The organism is Kocuria sp. KSNUG, assembly GCF_049532735.1.
Classification (GTDB): Bacteria; Actinomycetota; Actinomycetes; order Actinomycetales; family Micrococcaceae; genus Kocuria; species Kocuria rhizophila.
This window is the reverse complement of record NZ_CP150981.1, coordinates 200991-217394: the sequence shown is the minus strand read 5'-3', so window position 1 is coordinate 217394 and position 16404 is coordinate 200991. Positions and strand designations below refer to the sequence as shown.

The window sequence follows — 16404 nt, the reverse complement described above, 5'->3', positions numbered from 1 at the left end:
GCAGGCACTGAGGAGGCTCGGACGCCCGGCCTGCCCGTGGTGGCGCGTTCTGCGAGGCGCGACCGCCCGTGAGGGGCGACGACGTCGGGTACGTCCCGATGGGCGCGCGTGCTCCCGTCACGAATTGACTTTCCTGAACGCCGTTCAATAATTGAACAATGTTCAAGAACCCCGCAGAGCTGGCCGAGCGCGTTCTCGCCGGCACCCCCGTGACCCCGGACGAAGCCCTCGAACTCCTGCGCACCGACGATCCCGGCATGCTGGATCTGGTGGCGGCCGCCGCACGCCTGCGCCGCGAGCACTTCGGGATGACCGTGAAGGTGAACTACCTGGTCAACCTGAAGTCCGGGCTGTGCGCGGAGGACTGCGGCTACTGCTCCCAGCGCTTGAATGCCGGGACGGACATCCTCAAGTACTCGTGGCTGAGTCCCGAGCAGGCCGTGGAGCAGGCCGAGTACGGCATCAAGGGCGGGGCCAGCCGCGTGTGCCTCGTGGCCAGCGGTCGCGGGCCCTCCAACCGCGAGGTGGGCACCGTGACCCGCACGGTGGAGGCGCTCAAGGAGCAGCACCCGGACGTGGAGGTCTGCGCGTGCCTCGGTCTGCTCAAGGACGGCCAGGCGGAGTCCCTCAGTGGCGCGGGCGTGGACGCGTACAACCACAACCTCAACACCGCCGAGTCCAACTACGAGTCCATCTGTTCCACCCACACCTACCAGGACCGCGTGGACACCGTGGAGCGGGCCAAGGACGCGGGTCTGTCCCCGTGCTCGGGGCTGATCGTGGGCATGCGCGAGACGGACGAGCAGCTCGTCGAGGCGGTGTTCGCGCTGCGGGACCTGGGCTCGGACTCCGTGCCCGTCAACTTCCTCATGCCGTTCGAGGGCACGCCCCTGGCCGGCATGTGGCAGCTCAGCCCGCAGAAGTGCCTCAAGATCCTCGCCGTGGTGCGCTTCGTATGCCCGGACAAGGAGATCCGGATGGCCGGCGGGCGCGAGATGCACCTGCGCTCGCTGCAGCCCCTTGCCCTGCACGTGGTCAACTCGCTGTTCCTGGGCGACTACCTCACGTCCGAGGGCCAGGCCGCCGAGGCGGACCTGGCCATGATCGCCGACGCCGGGTTCACCGTCCTCGGGGCCGGTCCGGATCCGTCCCGGGACCGTCACGTCGGCCCGGCGGCGGCCCAGGGGAGCGGTGCGGAGCAGGGCTCGGGGGAGCGGACGACGACGCCGTGCGGGTCCGTGTGCGGATCGGCCGCTGGTTCCGGGGCCGCGTCCGGTGACGGTTCTGAGCCCGAGGGTGCGAGTATCCCCGCTGACGTGTCCCGGGGCGGGCCGGTCGAGGCGGTCGACAGCTCCCGCGAGGCCGGTTCCCGAAACACTGGCGACCGGGCGCGGGCCCGCGACACCGCGGCGTCGTCCGCGCCGACCGGCACCGGGATGTCTCCGGCCCTCGCGGCGCTGCTGGGCTCGGGGGACGGCCCGGAGCGGGACGAGGACGACACCAGGGTGCGGGTGGAGCTGAGCCCGACCGTGCGGCGTCGTGGTGCGGGCACGTCGGTGGCGCCGAATGCCTGAGCCCGGCCCCGTGGGAGATATGCCTCCCGGGGAAAGTCTTGCCGCGCGGGACCGCGGGCTGCTGTGGCACCCGTACGCCGCGCTGGACGGCCCCGCCCCGTACACCGTGGAGGCGGCGGAGGGCGTGACCCTCACGCTCGTGAGCCCCGAGGGTGAGCGCATCGAGGCGATCGACGGCATGGCCTCGTGGTGGTGCGCGGTGCACGGATACCGGAATCCGGAGCTGGACCGCGCGGTCGTGGACCAGGTCACCGAGTTCTCCCACGTGATGTTCGGCGGCCTCACGCACCGGCCCGCCGTGGAGCTCGCCGAGCTGCTGGTGGAGGTGACCCCGCCCGAGCTGCAGCACGTGTTCTTCGCGGACTCCGGATCGGTGAGCGTGGAGGTGGCCCTCAAGCTGGCCGTGCAGTACCAGGCGGCCCGCGGGCGCCCGGAGCGCCGCCGCATCCTCACGGTCCGCGGCGGCTACCACGGGGACACCACCGGGGCCATGAGCGTGTGCGACCCCGAGGGCGGGATGCATGCCGAGTTCTCGGGGCTGGTGGCGGAACAGCTGTTCGTGGCGCCCCCGCCGGCGGCCACCACGCCCGACGGCACCGTGTGGCACGCGGACGAGGGCAGCGTGACGCAGTGGATCGAGGACGTTCGGGCCACCGCGCGGAAGCACCGGGGTGAGCTCGCGGGGATCATCGTGGAGCCCGTGCTGCAGGGCGCGGGCGGAATGCGCACCTACCACCCCACGTGCCTGCGGGCGCTGCGGGACCTGGCGGACGAGCTGGACCTGGTGTTCATCGTGGACGAGATTGCCACCGGCTTCGGGCGCACCGGCAAGTGGTTCGCGAGCGAGTGGGCGGATGTGGTCCCGGACGTGATGTGTGTGGGCAAGGCCCTGACGGGCGGGTACATGACCCTGGCGGCGGTGCTCGTCTCCGCAGTCGTGGGGGAGGTGATCACCGCGTCCGAGCAGCGCGCGCTCATGCACGGGCCCACGTTCATGGGCAACCCGCTCGCGTGCGCCGTGGCCTTGCAGTCAGTTCGTATGCTCCGCGAGACATGGTCGGAGGACGTGGCACGCCTGTCCGCGGCCTTCAGCGAGATCCTTCCTGTGGCGGCTGAGCTGTCGGTGGTCAAGGACGTGCGGGTGATCGGCGGGGTGGGGGTCGTGGAGTTCCACGAAGCACCCGATCCGGCGGCCCTCACCCGCACGGCGCTGGAGCAGGGGGTGTGGTTCCGCCCCTTCGGCACGCTGCTCTACACCATGCCGCCGTACGTGTGCACGGACGAGGAGGTCCGCACGATCTCCTACGCCCTGCTCCGAGCCGCCCAGCACGTGGAACTGCAGGCCGGGTCATGACTGCTGCTGCTTCCGCACGCACAGTGGATGCCGCAGGACCGCTCGACGACTGGCTCTGCGACCGACGCGAGCAGCGGGAGAAGGCGGCTCTTCAACTTTGAGCGTGGTGGGGCCCTGAAGTAGGGCTCGCGGCCCTACGCCAGCATGGGTGTTGTCTAGACATCTCATGAGCGAGGACCGCGAGCGTGCACAAGCCTACGTTCGACGTCGATGCGGCGTCGATCCTGTTCAACCTGTCCGGTTACCGAGTCGTCTCGGCCACCCCTGGCGTCGGCGTTGAGCAACCGCGGCAGGTGCTGATCGAGACGACCACGAGCGAGGGCGTCTGCCCCTCCTGCGGGGTGCTGTCCTCGCGGATCCAGGCAAGACCTACCCAGCGCGTGAAGGACGTGCCGTGCGGGGGTGAGCGGCTCGACGTGCTCGTGCGCAAGCGCCGCTACGCCTGCCGTGAGTCGTTGTGCCCGCGGCGGTCGTTCACCGAGGAGACCGAGCAGCTGCCCGCGCGGGCGAGGGTCACGACCCGGCTGACCGAGCAGGTGATATCCGCCTGCCGGGCCGAGCCGCGGGCGGTGTCCCGGGTCGCGCACGAGGCGCACCTGTCCTGGCCCACGGTGATGCGGATGCTCACCACCACCCTGGACCTGGACACCGGCGTGGACCGCCGGCACGTGCGGCACCTGGGGATCGATGAGCACCGGTTCCGCACCGTGCGCTACCTGCGCGACCCGGACACCCACGCGGTGAAGCGGGTCGAGCCGTGGTCCATCGTGTTCACCGACCTGGACGACGGCGCGATCCTGGACGTCGTCGACGGCCGCCGCGGCAAGGTCGTCACCTCCTGGCTCGCGGCGCGGCCGCGGTGGTGGCGCCGGCGGGTGCAGGTCGTCGCCCTGGACATGTCGAGTGAGTTCCGGGCCGCGGTCCGCAAGGCACTACCGCGGGCGAAGGTCAGCGTGGACCACTGGCACGTGGTGCGGCTGGCCAACGAGATGGTCACCAAGGTGAGGAGGCGCCGGGTGTGGGAGCTGCACGAGCGCCGAGGGCGGGCGACCGACACCCCGTGGAAGTACCGCAAGCTGCTCACCTGCGCCGGTGACCGGCTCACCGTCCGGCAGCGCACCAAGCTGCAGCAGATCCTGGCCGAGGACGTCGAGCTGGCCGTCGCGTGGGGCATCAAGGAACACGTCCGCCAGGTCCTCACCGCCACCGACACGCCCTCCTTCCAGCGGCACTGGGCCCGCCTTGAGAGCGCCGTGCGAGCCACCCACCTGCCCGAGCCGGCCGCGCTGTTCCGGACCCTGCTGGCCTGGCGTCGTGAGCTGCTCACCTTCTGCCGAACCAGGGTCACGAACGCTCGCACCGAGGCGGCGAACCTGACCGCCAAGACGATCAAGAGGGTCGGGCGCGGGTACCGCAACCATCGGAACTACAGATGCCGCATCATTGGCTATGCGCCCCGACCGATCGCGGCGTGAACACCCAGCACCACGCTCAAAGTTGAAGAGCCGAGAAGGCGGGACTGCGGCGTCGGCTGCGGTGCCTCCCCGGCGGTTGCGTGGATCTGGCGTCGAACGACTACCTGGGGCTCTCCCGGGACCCGCGCGTCGTGGCCGCGGCCCGTGCGGCGCTGGAGGAGTTCGGCACCGGATCACGCGCCTCGCGCCTGGTCACGGGCACGCTGGGGATCCACGAGTGGCTGGAACGGGAGCTGTGCGCGCTCACCGGCCAGCCCGCGGCGCTGGCGTTCTCGAGCGGGTACGCCGCCAACACCGGCGTGCTCACTGCGCTGGGAGACGCGGACACGCTCATCGTCTCGGACACCCACGCGCACGCATCGCTGGTTGACGGGGCCCGGCTGTCCCGCTCGCCGGTGCGGATCGCGCGGCACTCGGACGTCGCGCACGTGGCGGAACTGCTGGCCGAGCGCTCTGAGACACGCGCGATCGTGGTCGTGGAATCGGTCTACTCGGTGTGGGGTGATCATGCACCGCTCAGGGAGCTCGCGGAGACGTGCAAGCGGCAGAATGCGCTCCTGCTCGTGGACGAGGCGCACGGCATCGGCGTGGCCGGCGGAGGGCGGGGGCTCGTGCACGAGCTCGGGCTTGCGGGATCCCCGCACGTGGCGCTGACGCTCACGCTGTCCAAGGCGCTGGGCGCGCAGGGCGGGGCGGTGCTCGGCTCACCCGCCCTGCGGGAGCACCTGGTCAACACGGCTCGCCCGTTCATCTTCGACACGGCCCTGGCACCGACGTCCGCGGCGGCCGCGACTGAGGCCGCGCGGATCATCGGGGAAGCCCCCGAGCTGGCGGCCCGGTTGCACGAGCGGGCGCGATTCGTGGCGTCCGCGCTGAACATCCCGCACGCCAGGGCGGCGGTGCAGTCCGTGCCCATGGTCACTCCGGAGTCTGCGGTTCGGGCCGCGGAGCAGCTGGGGGCCCGGGGTGTCGCGGTGGGCTGTTTCCGTCCGCCCTCGGTGCCGGACGGCATCAGCCGCCTGCGCATCACGGCGCCAGGAAACATGGAATTACAGGAATTGTCGGGAGCGCTGGATCACGTCCGGGAGGTGCTGGCGGACGTGTCCGGGGGTGACCCGGTCACCCCGTGAGCGGTCCCGGGCTACGAGTCCACGCGCTCTGTTCCAGCGGTGGCCCAGGGGGAGCACGTCCCCGGGCGCGGCACGCAGGGCGTGGGCGGTCCTCGCTACGGTCCTTCGCCACCACATCAGCAACGGGCAGGAGACACCATGAAAAATCCTTTGAACGGCATCTTTTTGTCGCTCCCGCGCACCGTGGTGGTGACGGGAACGGACACCGACGTGGGCAAGACCTACGCCACGGCTGCTCTCGCCGTGGCCGGCTGGTACGCGGGGCGCCGCCGGATCGCCGTCTACAAGCCTCAGCAAACCGGCATGCGCGGTGACGACCCGGGGGACGTGCACGACGTCGCCCGGCTGGCCCGCGCCGCCGGCGTCCCGTCAGAGGCGCTCACCATTGCGGAGGGGCAGCGGCTGACCGAACCCATGGCGCCCCCTCCCGCCGCGGCCATCGACGGGGTGGAGCTGCTGCCGATCACGGCCCACGTGGCGAAAATCCTGGAACTACAAGAATCCCACGACCTCGTGCTGGTGGAGGGCAGCGGCGGCGTTCTCGTGGAGCTGGATGGAGACCGGCGCACGATTGCCGATCTGGCGGCAGCGTTGCAGCAGGAGGAGGCGCTCGGTGCGCAGACCGTCCTGGTGGCCCGCCCGGACCTTGGCACCCTCAACCACACCCTGCTGAGCCTGGAGGCCCTGCTGCACCGCGGAGTCAACGTGGCCGGGGTGGTCCTGGGCAGCTGGCCCACAGAGCCCGACCGCCTGCACACCTCCAACCGTGAGTACCTGGCGGACCTCCCGGCGCTCGACGGGCAGCGCATCCCGCTGCTGGGTGCCGTCCCGCAAGGATGGGGGCACGGGAGCCGCTGATTGCTGGAAAGGCGGGGGCCGGCGTCGTCGTGCCGCTCTCAGCCCCCCGCCACCGTGGCCCCGTAGAGGCGCTCGAACCGTTCGTGGACCAGGCGGTAGTGCTCCTGCGCCGCCTCACGCGGGGAGTACGTGGCCGCGGGCTCCGGCGAGGACCGCTCCACGTTTGGCGCCAGCGACTCCAGCATCAGCAGGGCGTTGCCCCGGCACGTGGAGCGCTTTATTGTCTGGTGGATCACGGGAGTGCCCAGGTAGTCGCCCAGGATCTGCAGCCACGAGGGCAGCTCCTGGGTGACCCGCCCGGCGGCCACGATCCGTTCCACGCCCGTGGAGGCGCTCTCCAGCTCGTCGGAGACCCGGCGGTAGGACCCTGCGATTCCCTCGAGCATCCCGCGGGCCATGGCGGGTGCGTCCGTGGTGGCGGAGACATCTGAGAACACCGCTCGCGCGCTGCCCGCCCACCCCGTGGAGCGCTCACCCGTGAGGAACGGCAGCACGCCGGGGGTCTCGGCGCTCACGGGGGCGGCGGCGATCCCGTTCAGCACCTCGGTGTCCAGGGCTAAGGTGTCCTGCAACCAGCTCACCGCGCGCCCCACGTCGTTGAGCGCCCCGCCCAGCAGGCACCGGGAGGAGTCGATGCGGTAGCACCACAGTCCCGGCGGGATGTCCTGCGGGCGGTGGTGCAGCAGCACGCGCATGGCCCCGGAGGTGGCCGCGGACGCCACGATGGTGCGCTCGTCCGTGCCACCCACCCCGATGTTCGCGCACAGCCCGTCCGCGACCGGCGCGAACCACCGCGCCTCCGAGAGCCCTCGCCACCGCTGCACGCGTGAGGGGTCCACGTCCGGCAGGGGCTCGTGGGGTTCCAGGATCGGGGACAGCTTCTCCTCGGTGATCCCCGCAATCCGGAGCATGCGCTGGTCCCAGTTGCCCGAGCGCCGGTTCAGCAGCCCCGTCCACGCTGCGGTCGCAGTGCCGGCGGCGGTGGTCCCGAGCAGCCGCAGCCACACGTACTCGCCAATGCTCAGCCACCGCTCCGCGGCTTCGAAGTCCTCCGGCCGGGTCTCCCGCAGCCACCGGAAGCGCGGCGCCAGGTAGCTCGTGTGCAGCCGCGCGCCCATCTTCTGCTGCACCTCGCGCTCGTCCAGCTCCTCCCGCAGCCGCGCGAGCTGCGGCGCGCACCGGGAGTCCGCGTACGTGAAGCACTCGGTCACGGCCTCGCCGTCGGCGTCCACGCCCACCAGGGAGGATGCGAAGGAGTCCAGCCCGACGCCGCCCACGCGCCCCGCGAGCTCCGGCCGGTCGCACACGCGGTCCAGGATCTCCGTGATCTCCCCGACCACCTGGTCCGGGTCCATCACGGACGTGCCGTCGGACGCGGTGGTGAACTCGTGCGGAACCTTGTCCCGGTAGTGGCGCACGGGCGTGCCGGTGGCGTCGTAGAGGGAGCCGCGGGTCGCGGTGGAACCGATGTCCAGCGTCATCACCAGCGGATCTCGCGCGTCCTCCAGGTCCACCGCGAAGTCGGCGCCGTCGTGCGGGCGGGGTGTCCTCTTGTGCTTGCCCATGTCTCTCCTGATCCCGCGTCCGCCGCGGGCTCTCGGGTTTCGGTGGTCTGCGCCCCAGTCTAGGAACCGCCGCCGGGGTCGCCGCACCACGGGGCACGACGCCGCTCGGAGGCTCCCGCGGGCGGGGCGCCTTCGCAGCCCCTGGGGCGGGAACGCCTGAGGTGCGGTTCTGCCCCGGATTTCGCGGAAATTCCGGGTAGAACTGCACCTCAGACGCTGCGGATCGCGGCACAGGGGAGCAAGCCCGCTCAGCGGGGCGGTTGCACGGCGGAGAACGGTGAGGCGGGGCGGGGAGCTGGCCGTGCGGCGTCGTCGGCGGGAGGAGCGGTGCCTGCAACTAAAGTCCGGGATGTGAGATCCGTGACCGCGATGTGAAACCCGCCCCGGGGCCGCGCGTAGGCTGGGGCGCAACACGTGTGCCGGGGCGGGGTTGGAGAGCGACGGCCCGCCCCGGCACTGTCTTTCGGGAAGGAACCACAGTGCCGCAGCTGCGTTCAGCAACGTCCACCACCGGCCGCAACATGGCGGGAGCGCGCGCCCTCTGGCGGGCCACGGGCATGGGGAGCGAGGACTTCGGGAAGCCGATCGTGGCGATTGCGAACTCGTTCACGCAGTTCGTCCCCGGCCACGTGCACCTCAAGAACATGGGTGACCTGGTGGCGTCCGCGGTCCAGGAGGCCGGGGGCGTGGCCAAGGAGTTCAACACCATCGCGGTGGACGACGGCATCGCCATGGGCCACGACGGCATGCTGTACTCGCTGCCTTCGCGGGACATCATCGCGGACTCCGTGGAGTACATGGTCAACGCCCACTGCGCGGACGCGCTGGTGTGCATCTCCAACTGCGACAAGATCACCCCGGGCATGCTCATGGCGGCGCTGCGGCTGAACATCCCCGTGGTGTTCGTCTCCGGCGGACCCATGGAGTCCGGCGAGGGTGTGGAGGGCGTGGTGGAGCACCGCGTGGACCTGGTGGATGCCATGTCCCTGGCCGTGGACGAGTCCGTCACGGACGCGCAGCTCGCGCAGATCGAGGAGAACGCGTGCCCCACGTGCGGCTCGTGCTCCGGGATGTTCACCGCCAACTCCATGAACTGCCTCACCGAGGCGCTGGGGCTCTCCCTGCCCGGCAACGGCACCACGCTGGCCACCCACGTCAACCGCAAGCGGCTGTTCCTGGAGGCCGGTCGCCGAGCGGTGGAGTCCGCGAAGAAGTACTACGAGCAGGACGACGAGTCCGTGCTGCCGCGGAACATCGCCACCAAGGCCGCGTTCGAGAACGCCATGGCCCTGGACATCGCCATGGGCGGCTCCACCAACACCGTGCTGCACATCCTGGCCGCCGCGCAGGAGGCCGAGGTGGACTTCACCCTCTCGGACATCGACGCCCTCTCCCGCCGCGTGCCGTGCTTGGCGAAGGTGGCGCCGAACTCCACAAAGTTCCACATCGAGCACGTGCACCGCGCCGGCGGCATCCCCGCGATCCTCGGCGAGCTGCGCCGCGGGGGGCTGCTCAACGAGGACGTCCACACCGTGCACTCCCAGACCATGGGCGAGTGGCTGGACGAGTGGGACATCCGCTCGGGCAAGGCGTCCGACGCCGCCCGCGACTTCTTCCTCGCGGCTCCCGGCGGGGTGCGCACCACCCAGGCGTTCTCGCAGGCCAACGAGTACGAGGACCACGACGTGGACGCCGCCGAGGGCTGCATCCGCTCCGTGGAGCACGCCTACACCGCGGAGGGTGGGCTGTGCGTGCTGTTCGGCAACATCGCGGAGGACGGCGCGGTCATCAAGACCGCGGGCATCGACCCCGAGCTGTTCCACTTCACGGGCCGGGCGTTCGTGGTGGAGTCCCAGGACGAGGCCGTGCACGAGATCCTCTCCAAGAACGTGACGGAGGGGGACATCGTCGTCATTGCGTACGAGGGCCCCAAGGGCGGCCCCGGGATGCAGGAGATGCTCTACCCCACCAGCTATCTCAAGGGCCTGGGCCTGGGTAAGACGTGCGCGCTCATCACGGACGGCCGCTTCTCGGGCGGCACGTCCGGGCTGTCGATCGGGCACATCTCCCCGGAGGCCGCCGCGGGCGGGGCCATCGGCCTCGTGGAGCACGGGGACGAGATCGAGATCGACGTGGAGAACCGCGTGCTGCGGGTCAACGTGGACGACGCCGAGCTCGCGCGCCGTCGCCAGCAGAAGGGGGATGCCCCCTGGAAGCCCACCAGGCCGCGCGAGCGCCGGGTGTCCAAGGCGCTGAAGGCGTACGCGTCCATGGTGACCAGTGCGGACAAGGGTGCGGTGCGCGTGGTCGAGGACTGATCTCGACCGCTCGCCCCTGAGGTCCCCTGAACCCGGGCAGGAATCGGATACTGTGTGCTGAATTGGTGCGACAGCACACACTATTTCCCGCCCGGGCCCTCAGAAGGCTGGACCAGCCCCGTGGCCCGGGACCTCCCGTAGATCCCGGAGTTCTCCATGGAAGCACTGACCGAGCTCGTCCAGACGGTGGGCGACACCATCTGGTACGTGGTCTTCGCCATCCTCATCGGCGTGGGCCTGTACCTCACCATCCGCACCAAGGGCATCCAGCTGCGCGGCATCCCCGAGATGTTCCGCGTGCTGACCGACCCGCCGGGTGAGGAGGGCGGCCGCAAGGGCATCTCCTCCTTCCGTGCGTTCACCGTCTCGGCGGCGGCGCGCGTGGGCACGGGCAACATCGCCGGCGTGGCCATCGCCATCACCCTGGGCGGGCCCGGCGCCGTGTTCTGGATGTGGGTCATCGCCGCGATCGGGGCCGCGAGCGCGTTCGTGGAGTCCCTGCTGGGCCAGCTCTACAAGATCAAGACGGCGGACGGCTACGTGGGCGGTCCGGCGTACTACATGGAGCGCGGGCTCAACAAGCGGTGGATGGGCGTGCTGTTCGCCGTCATCATCACCGTGACCTACGGCTTCGTGTTCAACTCCGTGCAGTCCAACTCGATCGTGGACGCCGTGGCCGGTTCCTTGAACATCGACGTGACCAACGGGCAGAACATGTGGCTGCGCGTGGTGCTGGGCCTTGTCGTGGTGGTGCTGACCGCCGCGGTGGTCTTCGGCGGGATCCGCTCCATCTCCGCGGTCACCCAGGTGGTCGTGCCCGTGATGGCCGTGATGTACATCTTCCTGGGCCTGCTGGTGGTCGTCCTCAACATCACCGAGGTCCCCGCGATGTTCGCCATGATCATCCAGGGCGCGTTCGGCATCCAGGAGTTCGTGACCGGTGGTCTGATCGGCGTGGTGGTGCAGGGCATGAAGCGCGGCCTGTTCTCCAACGAGGCCGGCATGGGCTCCGCCCCGAACGCCGGTGCGACCGCGTCCATCTCCCACCCCGCCAAGCAGGGCTTCGTGCAGTCCCTGGGCGTCTTCTTCGACACCATGCTGGTGTGCTCGGTGACCGCGTTCATCGTGCTGCTGTCCAACCCCAGCTACGGGGACCAGCGTCAGGGTGCGTCCCTCACGCAGACCGCTCTGGGCATGCAGCTGGGCGAGTGGGCCGTGCACTTCCTGACCATCGCGATCTTCATGTTCGCGTGGTCCTCGGTGATCGGCAACTACTACTACGGCGAGTCCAACGTCCGGTTCATGACCCAGTCCAAGACCGTCATGAACGTCTACCGCTTCGCCGTGCTGGTGAGCGTGTTCATGGGCTCGGTGCTGGCCCTGGATCTCGTGTGGTCGCTCGCGGACCTGTTCATGGCGTTCATGGCCACGCTGAACCTGATCGCCCTGGTCATGCTCTCCGGCGTGGCCGTCAAGGTGCTGCAGAACTACATGGAGCAGCGCAAGGCCGGCGTGGAGCCCGTGTTCAAGGCCGGTGACATCCCCGGCATCCACGGGCTCTCCGCCTGGGACGGCACGGACACCGTGACCCTGCCGATCTTCTGGGAGCAGCGCACGCAGGAGAAGAACACCGCCCGCGGCTGAACCCTCCCGCGGGCGCACGGCGGATCCGTCCGCACCGGATCACGACGCCGCCCGCTCCCGTCCATGACGAAACCCCCGGCCGCTGCCGGGGGTTTCGTCATGTCCTGCAGGGTGTGCAGAGCGGGTTGCGGTGCTGTGGGAGGCGACCCAGCGGCGTCGTCAGGAGGACTGCTTGTCCCCGCCGAGCTCACGCTCGACCTGGACCTCGATGGCACCGGTGAGGGTGTCGTTGTCCGCGGGGGACTCCTCGGTGGCGTCGCGCAGCTGGTTCTCGTTGTACTCCGAGAACTCCTTGCTGTCGTCACCGCGCATGGTCATGAGCGCGCGGATGCGGTTGCGGCGCCCGGCCTCGGCGCTGATGGCCTCACGGTTGCGGATCCACCAGATGAACATGACGACCACCAGGACCATGCCCACGTAGCCGATGATCGGGTAGACCACGCTCATCAGGGTGTCGAAGCCGAAGAGGCTGAACAGGTAACCCACCACGCACAGCCCCAGGAACACCGGGACGTAGCGCTTGCGGTGGTTCACGGTCACGCGACGGCCCAGGGCGTAGAACATGCTGATGCAGGTGTTGTAGATCATCACGAACGTCACGAACACCATGGCGAGGGCCGCCATCGGGTGGATGGTTTCGAACAGCTGGAGCATGGGGACGTCGGCCTCGCCCACGGACTCGAACGTGACCAGCAGGGCGAACGCGTTCATGAGCAGCAGCACCGTGTAGACGGCACCGCCCAGCAGTCCGCCGCGTCCGGCGTCCCGGGGGCTCAGGGTGTTGCCGCCGATCACCAGGGACATGGACACGCCGAGCATCAGAGCCATGCAGGTGTAGTTGATGGCGGACAGCCACCACGGGCTCACGGGGGAGTCCGCCTGGACGGCGAGGTCGTTGAGCGCGGCGAAGTCCACGGGGAGCTGGGTGACCGCGTATCCGAAGGCGATGATCACGGCCAGGAAGATCAGAGGGGTGACCCCGGAGATGATGTTGGTGACCTTGTTGACGTCCAGCAGGCCCGTGAGCATCACGATGACCAGCATGACGGCGGAGCCGATCCATGCGGGAAGTCCGAACTGCTGCTCCAGGGTGGAACCGGCGCCGGCGAGCATCACGATGCCCATGGCCAGCAGGGTGAGGGACACGGAGATGTCCAGGAACCGGGAGATCACGGGGGCGGACACCGAACGGAAGACGGCCAGGTGCTCGTCGGCCATGAAGTAGCTGCCGATGTTGATGATCACGGCACCGGCGGCAACCATCAGGATGCCAGCGAGCAGCGCGCCCGCCAGGCCCCACACGCCGAAGGAGATGAAGTACTGGATGACCTCCTGTCCCGTCGCGAATCCTGCGCCCACCATGAGGCCGATGAAGGCCAGGGCGACTTGGGTGGTTTTCTTGGCGGACACGAGAGCAGCTCCTCGGAGTGGTCGGATGGTGCGGCGGCACGGTGTGCGGCGGAAGATTCTACCCGGCCACCCTCCAAGCATAGGGAATGCCCTCGGTGCGCCCTCAGGTCACATTCGGGGGTGAGGACGGTGCGGGCGCGGTGCAGGTTAGGCTTGCCTTAGAGAATTCTGGAACGCAGAATTGACGTAAGAGCAGTCGGGGGTCGGTGCGGCCTCCTGCGAGCAGAGCCGGACTCGGGGGTCGTGGACATGAAGCGCAACCAGCGGGGGAGCAGCACGTCGCCGTGCGCCACCCTGTGCGACGTGAAGCCCGGCGAGGACGCCTGCATCGCGCTCCTCGAGGACGCCCTGGACCCCGTGGTGCGCCGCCGCCTGGGGGCTCTCGGGTTCCGCGAGGGAGAACAGGTCACGTGTCTGCGCCGCGCCCCGATGGGCAGTCCCATCCTCTTCCGTGTGTGCGGGGCCGAGGTCTGTCTGCGCACGGACCAGGCGCGGGCCGTGCGGATCGGTGAGGTGGCTGCGGAGCCGGTGGCAGCGGCGTCGTGAGCTGCCACAGCTCCACCGGGAGCGGCGTGGGAACCCTGGAGGGCACCCTGGAGGTTGCGCTCCTGGGCTCCCCCAACACCGGCAAGTCCTCCCTGTTCAACCGGCTCACCGGGCTGTCCGCGGCCACGGGGAACTATCCCGGTGTCACGGTCACCCGTTCCCGCGGCACGGCGCGGACGCCGTCCGGGTCCGTGACCGTGACGGACCTCCCGGGGACGTACTCCCTGGAACCGGCCAGCCCGGATGAAGAGGTGGTCCTGGACCACCTCCACGGTCGGCTGGACAGCGACGCCGCGCCGGACGCACTTCTCGTGGTCATGGACTCCACCACGCTGTACCGGTCCCTGGGACTGTGCGCCGAAGCGCTGGCGCTGGGGCGTCCCACGGCCGTGGTGCTCACCATGGTGGACGAGCTGCGGGCCCGCGGCGGGGACGTGGACATCTCGGCGCTCTCCCGCGCGCTCGGTGTACCGGTGGTCGAGACCGTCGCCCACCGGGGCCGCGGTGTGGCGGAGGTCCGCGAGCTGCTGGGTGGCGCCGCCGACTGGCCCGTGGCCCTCGTCCCCCCGCCGTGCGGGGAGGACGCGCAGCTGAGCGGGTGGATCCGCTCCGTGCTCGACTCCGCGCAGTACAAGGCTCCGTGGGCGTCCGTGGCCACCTCCAGGATCGACCGGGTGCTGCTGCACCCCGTGTGGGGAACACTCGTTTTCCTGGCCGTGATGTTCTGCTTCTTCCAGGTCATCTTCACCGTGGCCGCACCCATCCAGAACGCCATCCAGGCCGTGTTCGACCACTGGGGAGAGCTCGGGGCGCAGACCCTGGGGTCCGGCTTCGCGGCGGACTTCGTGGGCACGGCGCTGATCGGCGGTGTGGGCGGTGTGCTCGTGTTCCTCCCCCAGATCCTGCTGCTCTACCTCATGATCTCAATCCTCGAGTCCGTGGGGTACATGTCCCGTGCGGCATTCCTGATGGATCGGATCATGGCCCGCAGCGGCCTGGACGGGCGCGCTTTCGTGGCCATGCTGTCCTCCACAGCGTGCGCGGTGCCCGGGATCATGGCCACGCGCACCATGCCGTCCTCGCGGGACCGGATCGCCACGATCATGTCCGCACCGCTCATGACCTGTTCGGCCCGGCTGCCCGTGTACCTCCTGCTGATCTCACTCCTGGTGCCCGACGACGCCCGGCTGGGTCCGTTCTCCATGCAGGGCGCCGCGCTGTTCGGCATGTACCTGCTGGGCGGTCTGGCCTCCCTGGTGGTGGCGCGCATCTTCAAGGCCACCCTGCTGCGGCGCGGGGCGCTGCCGTTCTACCTGGAGATGCCGCCCTACCGGATCCCCACGCTGCGCGGAATCCTGCGCGCGGTGTGGAGCCCGGTGTGGATGTTCCTGCGGAAGGTGGGCACCATCATCCTGGTGGTCACCGCGGTGCTGTGGGTGCTCATCAACTTCCCCGCGCGTGAGGCCGAGACCGCGCACATGGACGAGGCCGAGGCGCAGTCCTACGTCATGGAGCACTCGTTCGCGGGGATGGCCGGACGCGCCGTGGAGCCGGTGTTCGAGCCCCTCGGCTTCGACTGGCGGGTGGACATCGGCCTGATCGGCTCCTTCGCCGCCCGCGAGGTCTTCGTCTCCACCATGGGGCAGGTGGCCGCGGCGGAGGACCCGGAGGATCCGGGTGAGGCCCTGCAGCAGATGACCTACACCCACGGACCCCACCAGGGGGAGCAGGTGTTCACCGCTCCCACCATCGTGGCACTCATGCTGTTCTTCGCGTTCGCCATGCAGTGCGTGTCCACGCTGGCGACCATGCGGCGGGAGACCAACTCGTGGAAGTGGCCGGCACTGGCCGTGGTCTACATGTTCGCGCTGGCCTACGGGAGCGCGTGGCTGGGCCACTGGATCACCGGGCTCGTGGTCGCGTGAGAGCCGCGGACGTCTCCCTGCACCCCGAGGTCCAGCAGGACCCCGCAGTAGTTCGGTGGGTGCTGACCGGGCGCACGGACTCCTTCGCGCGGGTCGCGACGGATCCCGGTGAGGGGCTGGCCCGGCTGCTGGTGGACGGGACACTCGTGGCGCTGGACGGCGGTGCGGGGTGGATCGACACCACGCTGGCCCCGGGCCGGAGTTGGCGGGAGGCCGCAGGGCGGGTGCGGGGCGCGGTCGTGGAGCATGTCGCGACTTCCGAGCCCCGGGAGCTGGGCGTTGAGGACCTGCGTCGGCTGGCCCACACCGTGCTGGAGCGGGAGGTCGCCCCCGTGGCCGGCGCCCACGGCGGGCGCATCGAGATCTCCGGAGTGGAGGGCCACACGGTGACGGTGGCGCTGGAGGGGGCGTGCCACGGATGCCCTGCGGCGAAGACCACCCTGCAGGACCGTTTCCAGGCCGCGCTGCGGCGGTGGGATCCGGAGGCTGTGGTGGTGGCAGTTGGCGGCTCCGCACGCGCCGCTGCTCCGCGCGGTGGGCAGGCATGGCTCCCGTTCCCGGGCCTCAGCCGCCGCGCCCACGGCGGGTGAGGCCCGCCACGGCGG

General features: G+C 70.1%; 12 protein-coding genes. 10 read left to right on the top strand and 2 right to left on the bottom strand.

The annotated features are described in order from the left end of the window. The first annotated feature begins 158 nt into the window (after positions 1-158). The 5 genes from bioB (at position 159) to bioD (ending at position 6391) form a co-directional block, all read left to right on the top strand. The gene (gene bioB, locus AABM36_RS00955) at positions 159-1574 is read left to right on the top strand and encodes a biotin synthase BioB (protein WP_423446763.1); all 1416 of its coding nucleotides are present in this window, start codon (positions 159-161) and stop codon (positions 1572-1574) included. Next, positions 1567-2928, top strand: a complete 1362-nt coding sequence (gene bioA / locus AABM36_RS00950) for an adenosylmethionine--8-amino-7-oxononanoate transaminase (protein ID WP_145000124.1) — start codon at positions 1567-1569, stop codon at positions 2926-2928. The genes bioB and bioA overlap by 8 nt, the downstream gene beginning before the upstream one ends. A 185-nt stretch (positions 2929-3113) precedes the next feature. After that, on the top strand, positions 3114-4403 hold the full coding sequence (locus AABM36_RS00945; protein ID WP_019310332.1) for an ISL3 family transposase: 1290 nt from the start codon (positions 3114-3116) through the stop codon (positions 4401-4403). An 80-nt stretch (positions 4404-4483) separates the two neighbouring features. Continuing rightward, entirely contained in the window at positions 4484-5533 is a 1050-nt protein-coding gene (locus AABM36_RS00940) for an 8-amino-7-oxononanoate synthase (RefSeq protein WP_423446761.1), read from the top strand. A 138-nt stretch (positions 5534-5671) separates the two neighbouring features. Next, positions 5672-6391: a dethiobiotin synthase gene (gene bioD / locus AABM36_RS00935; RefSeq protein WP_121566444.1), complete on the top strand. Its 720-nt coding sequence runs from the start codon at positions 5672-5674 to the stop codon at positions 6389-6391. A gap of 38 nt (positions 6392-6429) precedes the next feature. Here bioD and AABM36_RS00930 read toward each other — a convergent pair whose 3' ends face one another. Further along, positions 6430-7956, bottom strand: coding sequence for a gluconokinase (locus tag AABM36_RS00930; RefSeq protein ID WP_047979186.1), 1527 nt, complete (start codon positions 7954-7956; stop codon positions 6430-6432). 479 nt (positions 7957-8435) lie between these two features. Here AABM36_RS00930 and ilvD point away from each other — a divergent pair, with 479 nt between their 5' ends. Then, a complete protein-coding gene (gene ilvD, locus AABM36_RS00925; RefSeq protein WP_423446758.1) occupies positions 8436-10274 on the top strand; it encodes a dihydroxy-acid dehydratase in 1839 nt (612 codons plus the stop codon). Between the two features lie 156 nt (positions 10275-10430). Beyond that, complete coding sequence (locus AABM36_RS00920) at positions 10431-11918, top strand: alanine/glycine:cation symporter family protein (RefSeq protein WP_047979185.1); 1488 nt, start codon at positions 10431-10433, stop codon at positions 11916-11918. Positions 11919-12077: 159 nt separating this feature from the next. Here the strand turns inward: AABM36_RS00920 and AABM36_RS00915 are convergent, their stop codons facing one another. Beyond that, a complete protein-coding gene (locus AABM36_RS00915; protein WP_257744257.1) occupies positions 12078-13328 on the bottom strand; it encodes a YkvI family membrane protein in 1251 nt (416 codons plus the stop codon). 249 nt (positions 13329-13577) lie between these two features. On the opposite strand from AABM36_RS00915, the gene AABM36_RS00910 reads away from it, so the two are divergent. From AABM36_RS00910 to AABM36_RS00900, 3 genes are read left to right on the top strand one after another with little or no spacing between them, the layout of a single operon-like run. Beyond that, positions 13578-13874: a FeoA family protein gene (locus AABM36_RS00910; protein WP_047979421.1), complete on the top strand. Its 297-nt coding sequence runs from the start codon at positions 13578-13580 to the stop codon at positions 13872-13874. Beyond that, positions 13871-15799, top strand: a complete 1929-nt coding sequence (gene feoB, locus AABM36_RS00905; RefSeq protein ID WP_257744256.1) for a ferrous iron transporter B — start codon at positions 13871-13873, stop codon at positions 15797-15799. The genes AABM36_RS00910 and feoB overlap by 4 nt, the downstream gene beginning before the upstream one ends. Beyond that, complete coding sequence (locus AABM36_RS00900; protein WP_047979419.1) at positions 15796-16389, top strand: NifU family protein; 594 nt, start codon at positions 15796-15798, stop codon at positions 16387-16389. The genes feoB and AABM36_RS00900 overlap by 4 nt, the downstream gene beginning before the upstream one ends. The last annotated feature ends 15 nt before the right edge of the window (positions 16390-16404 follow it).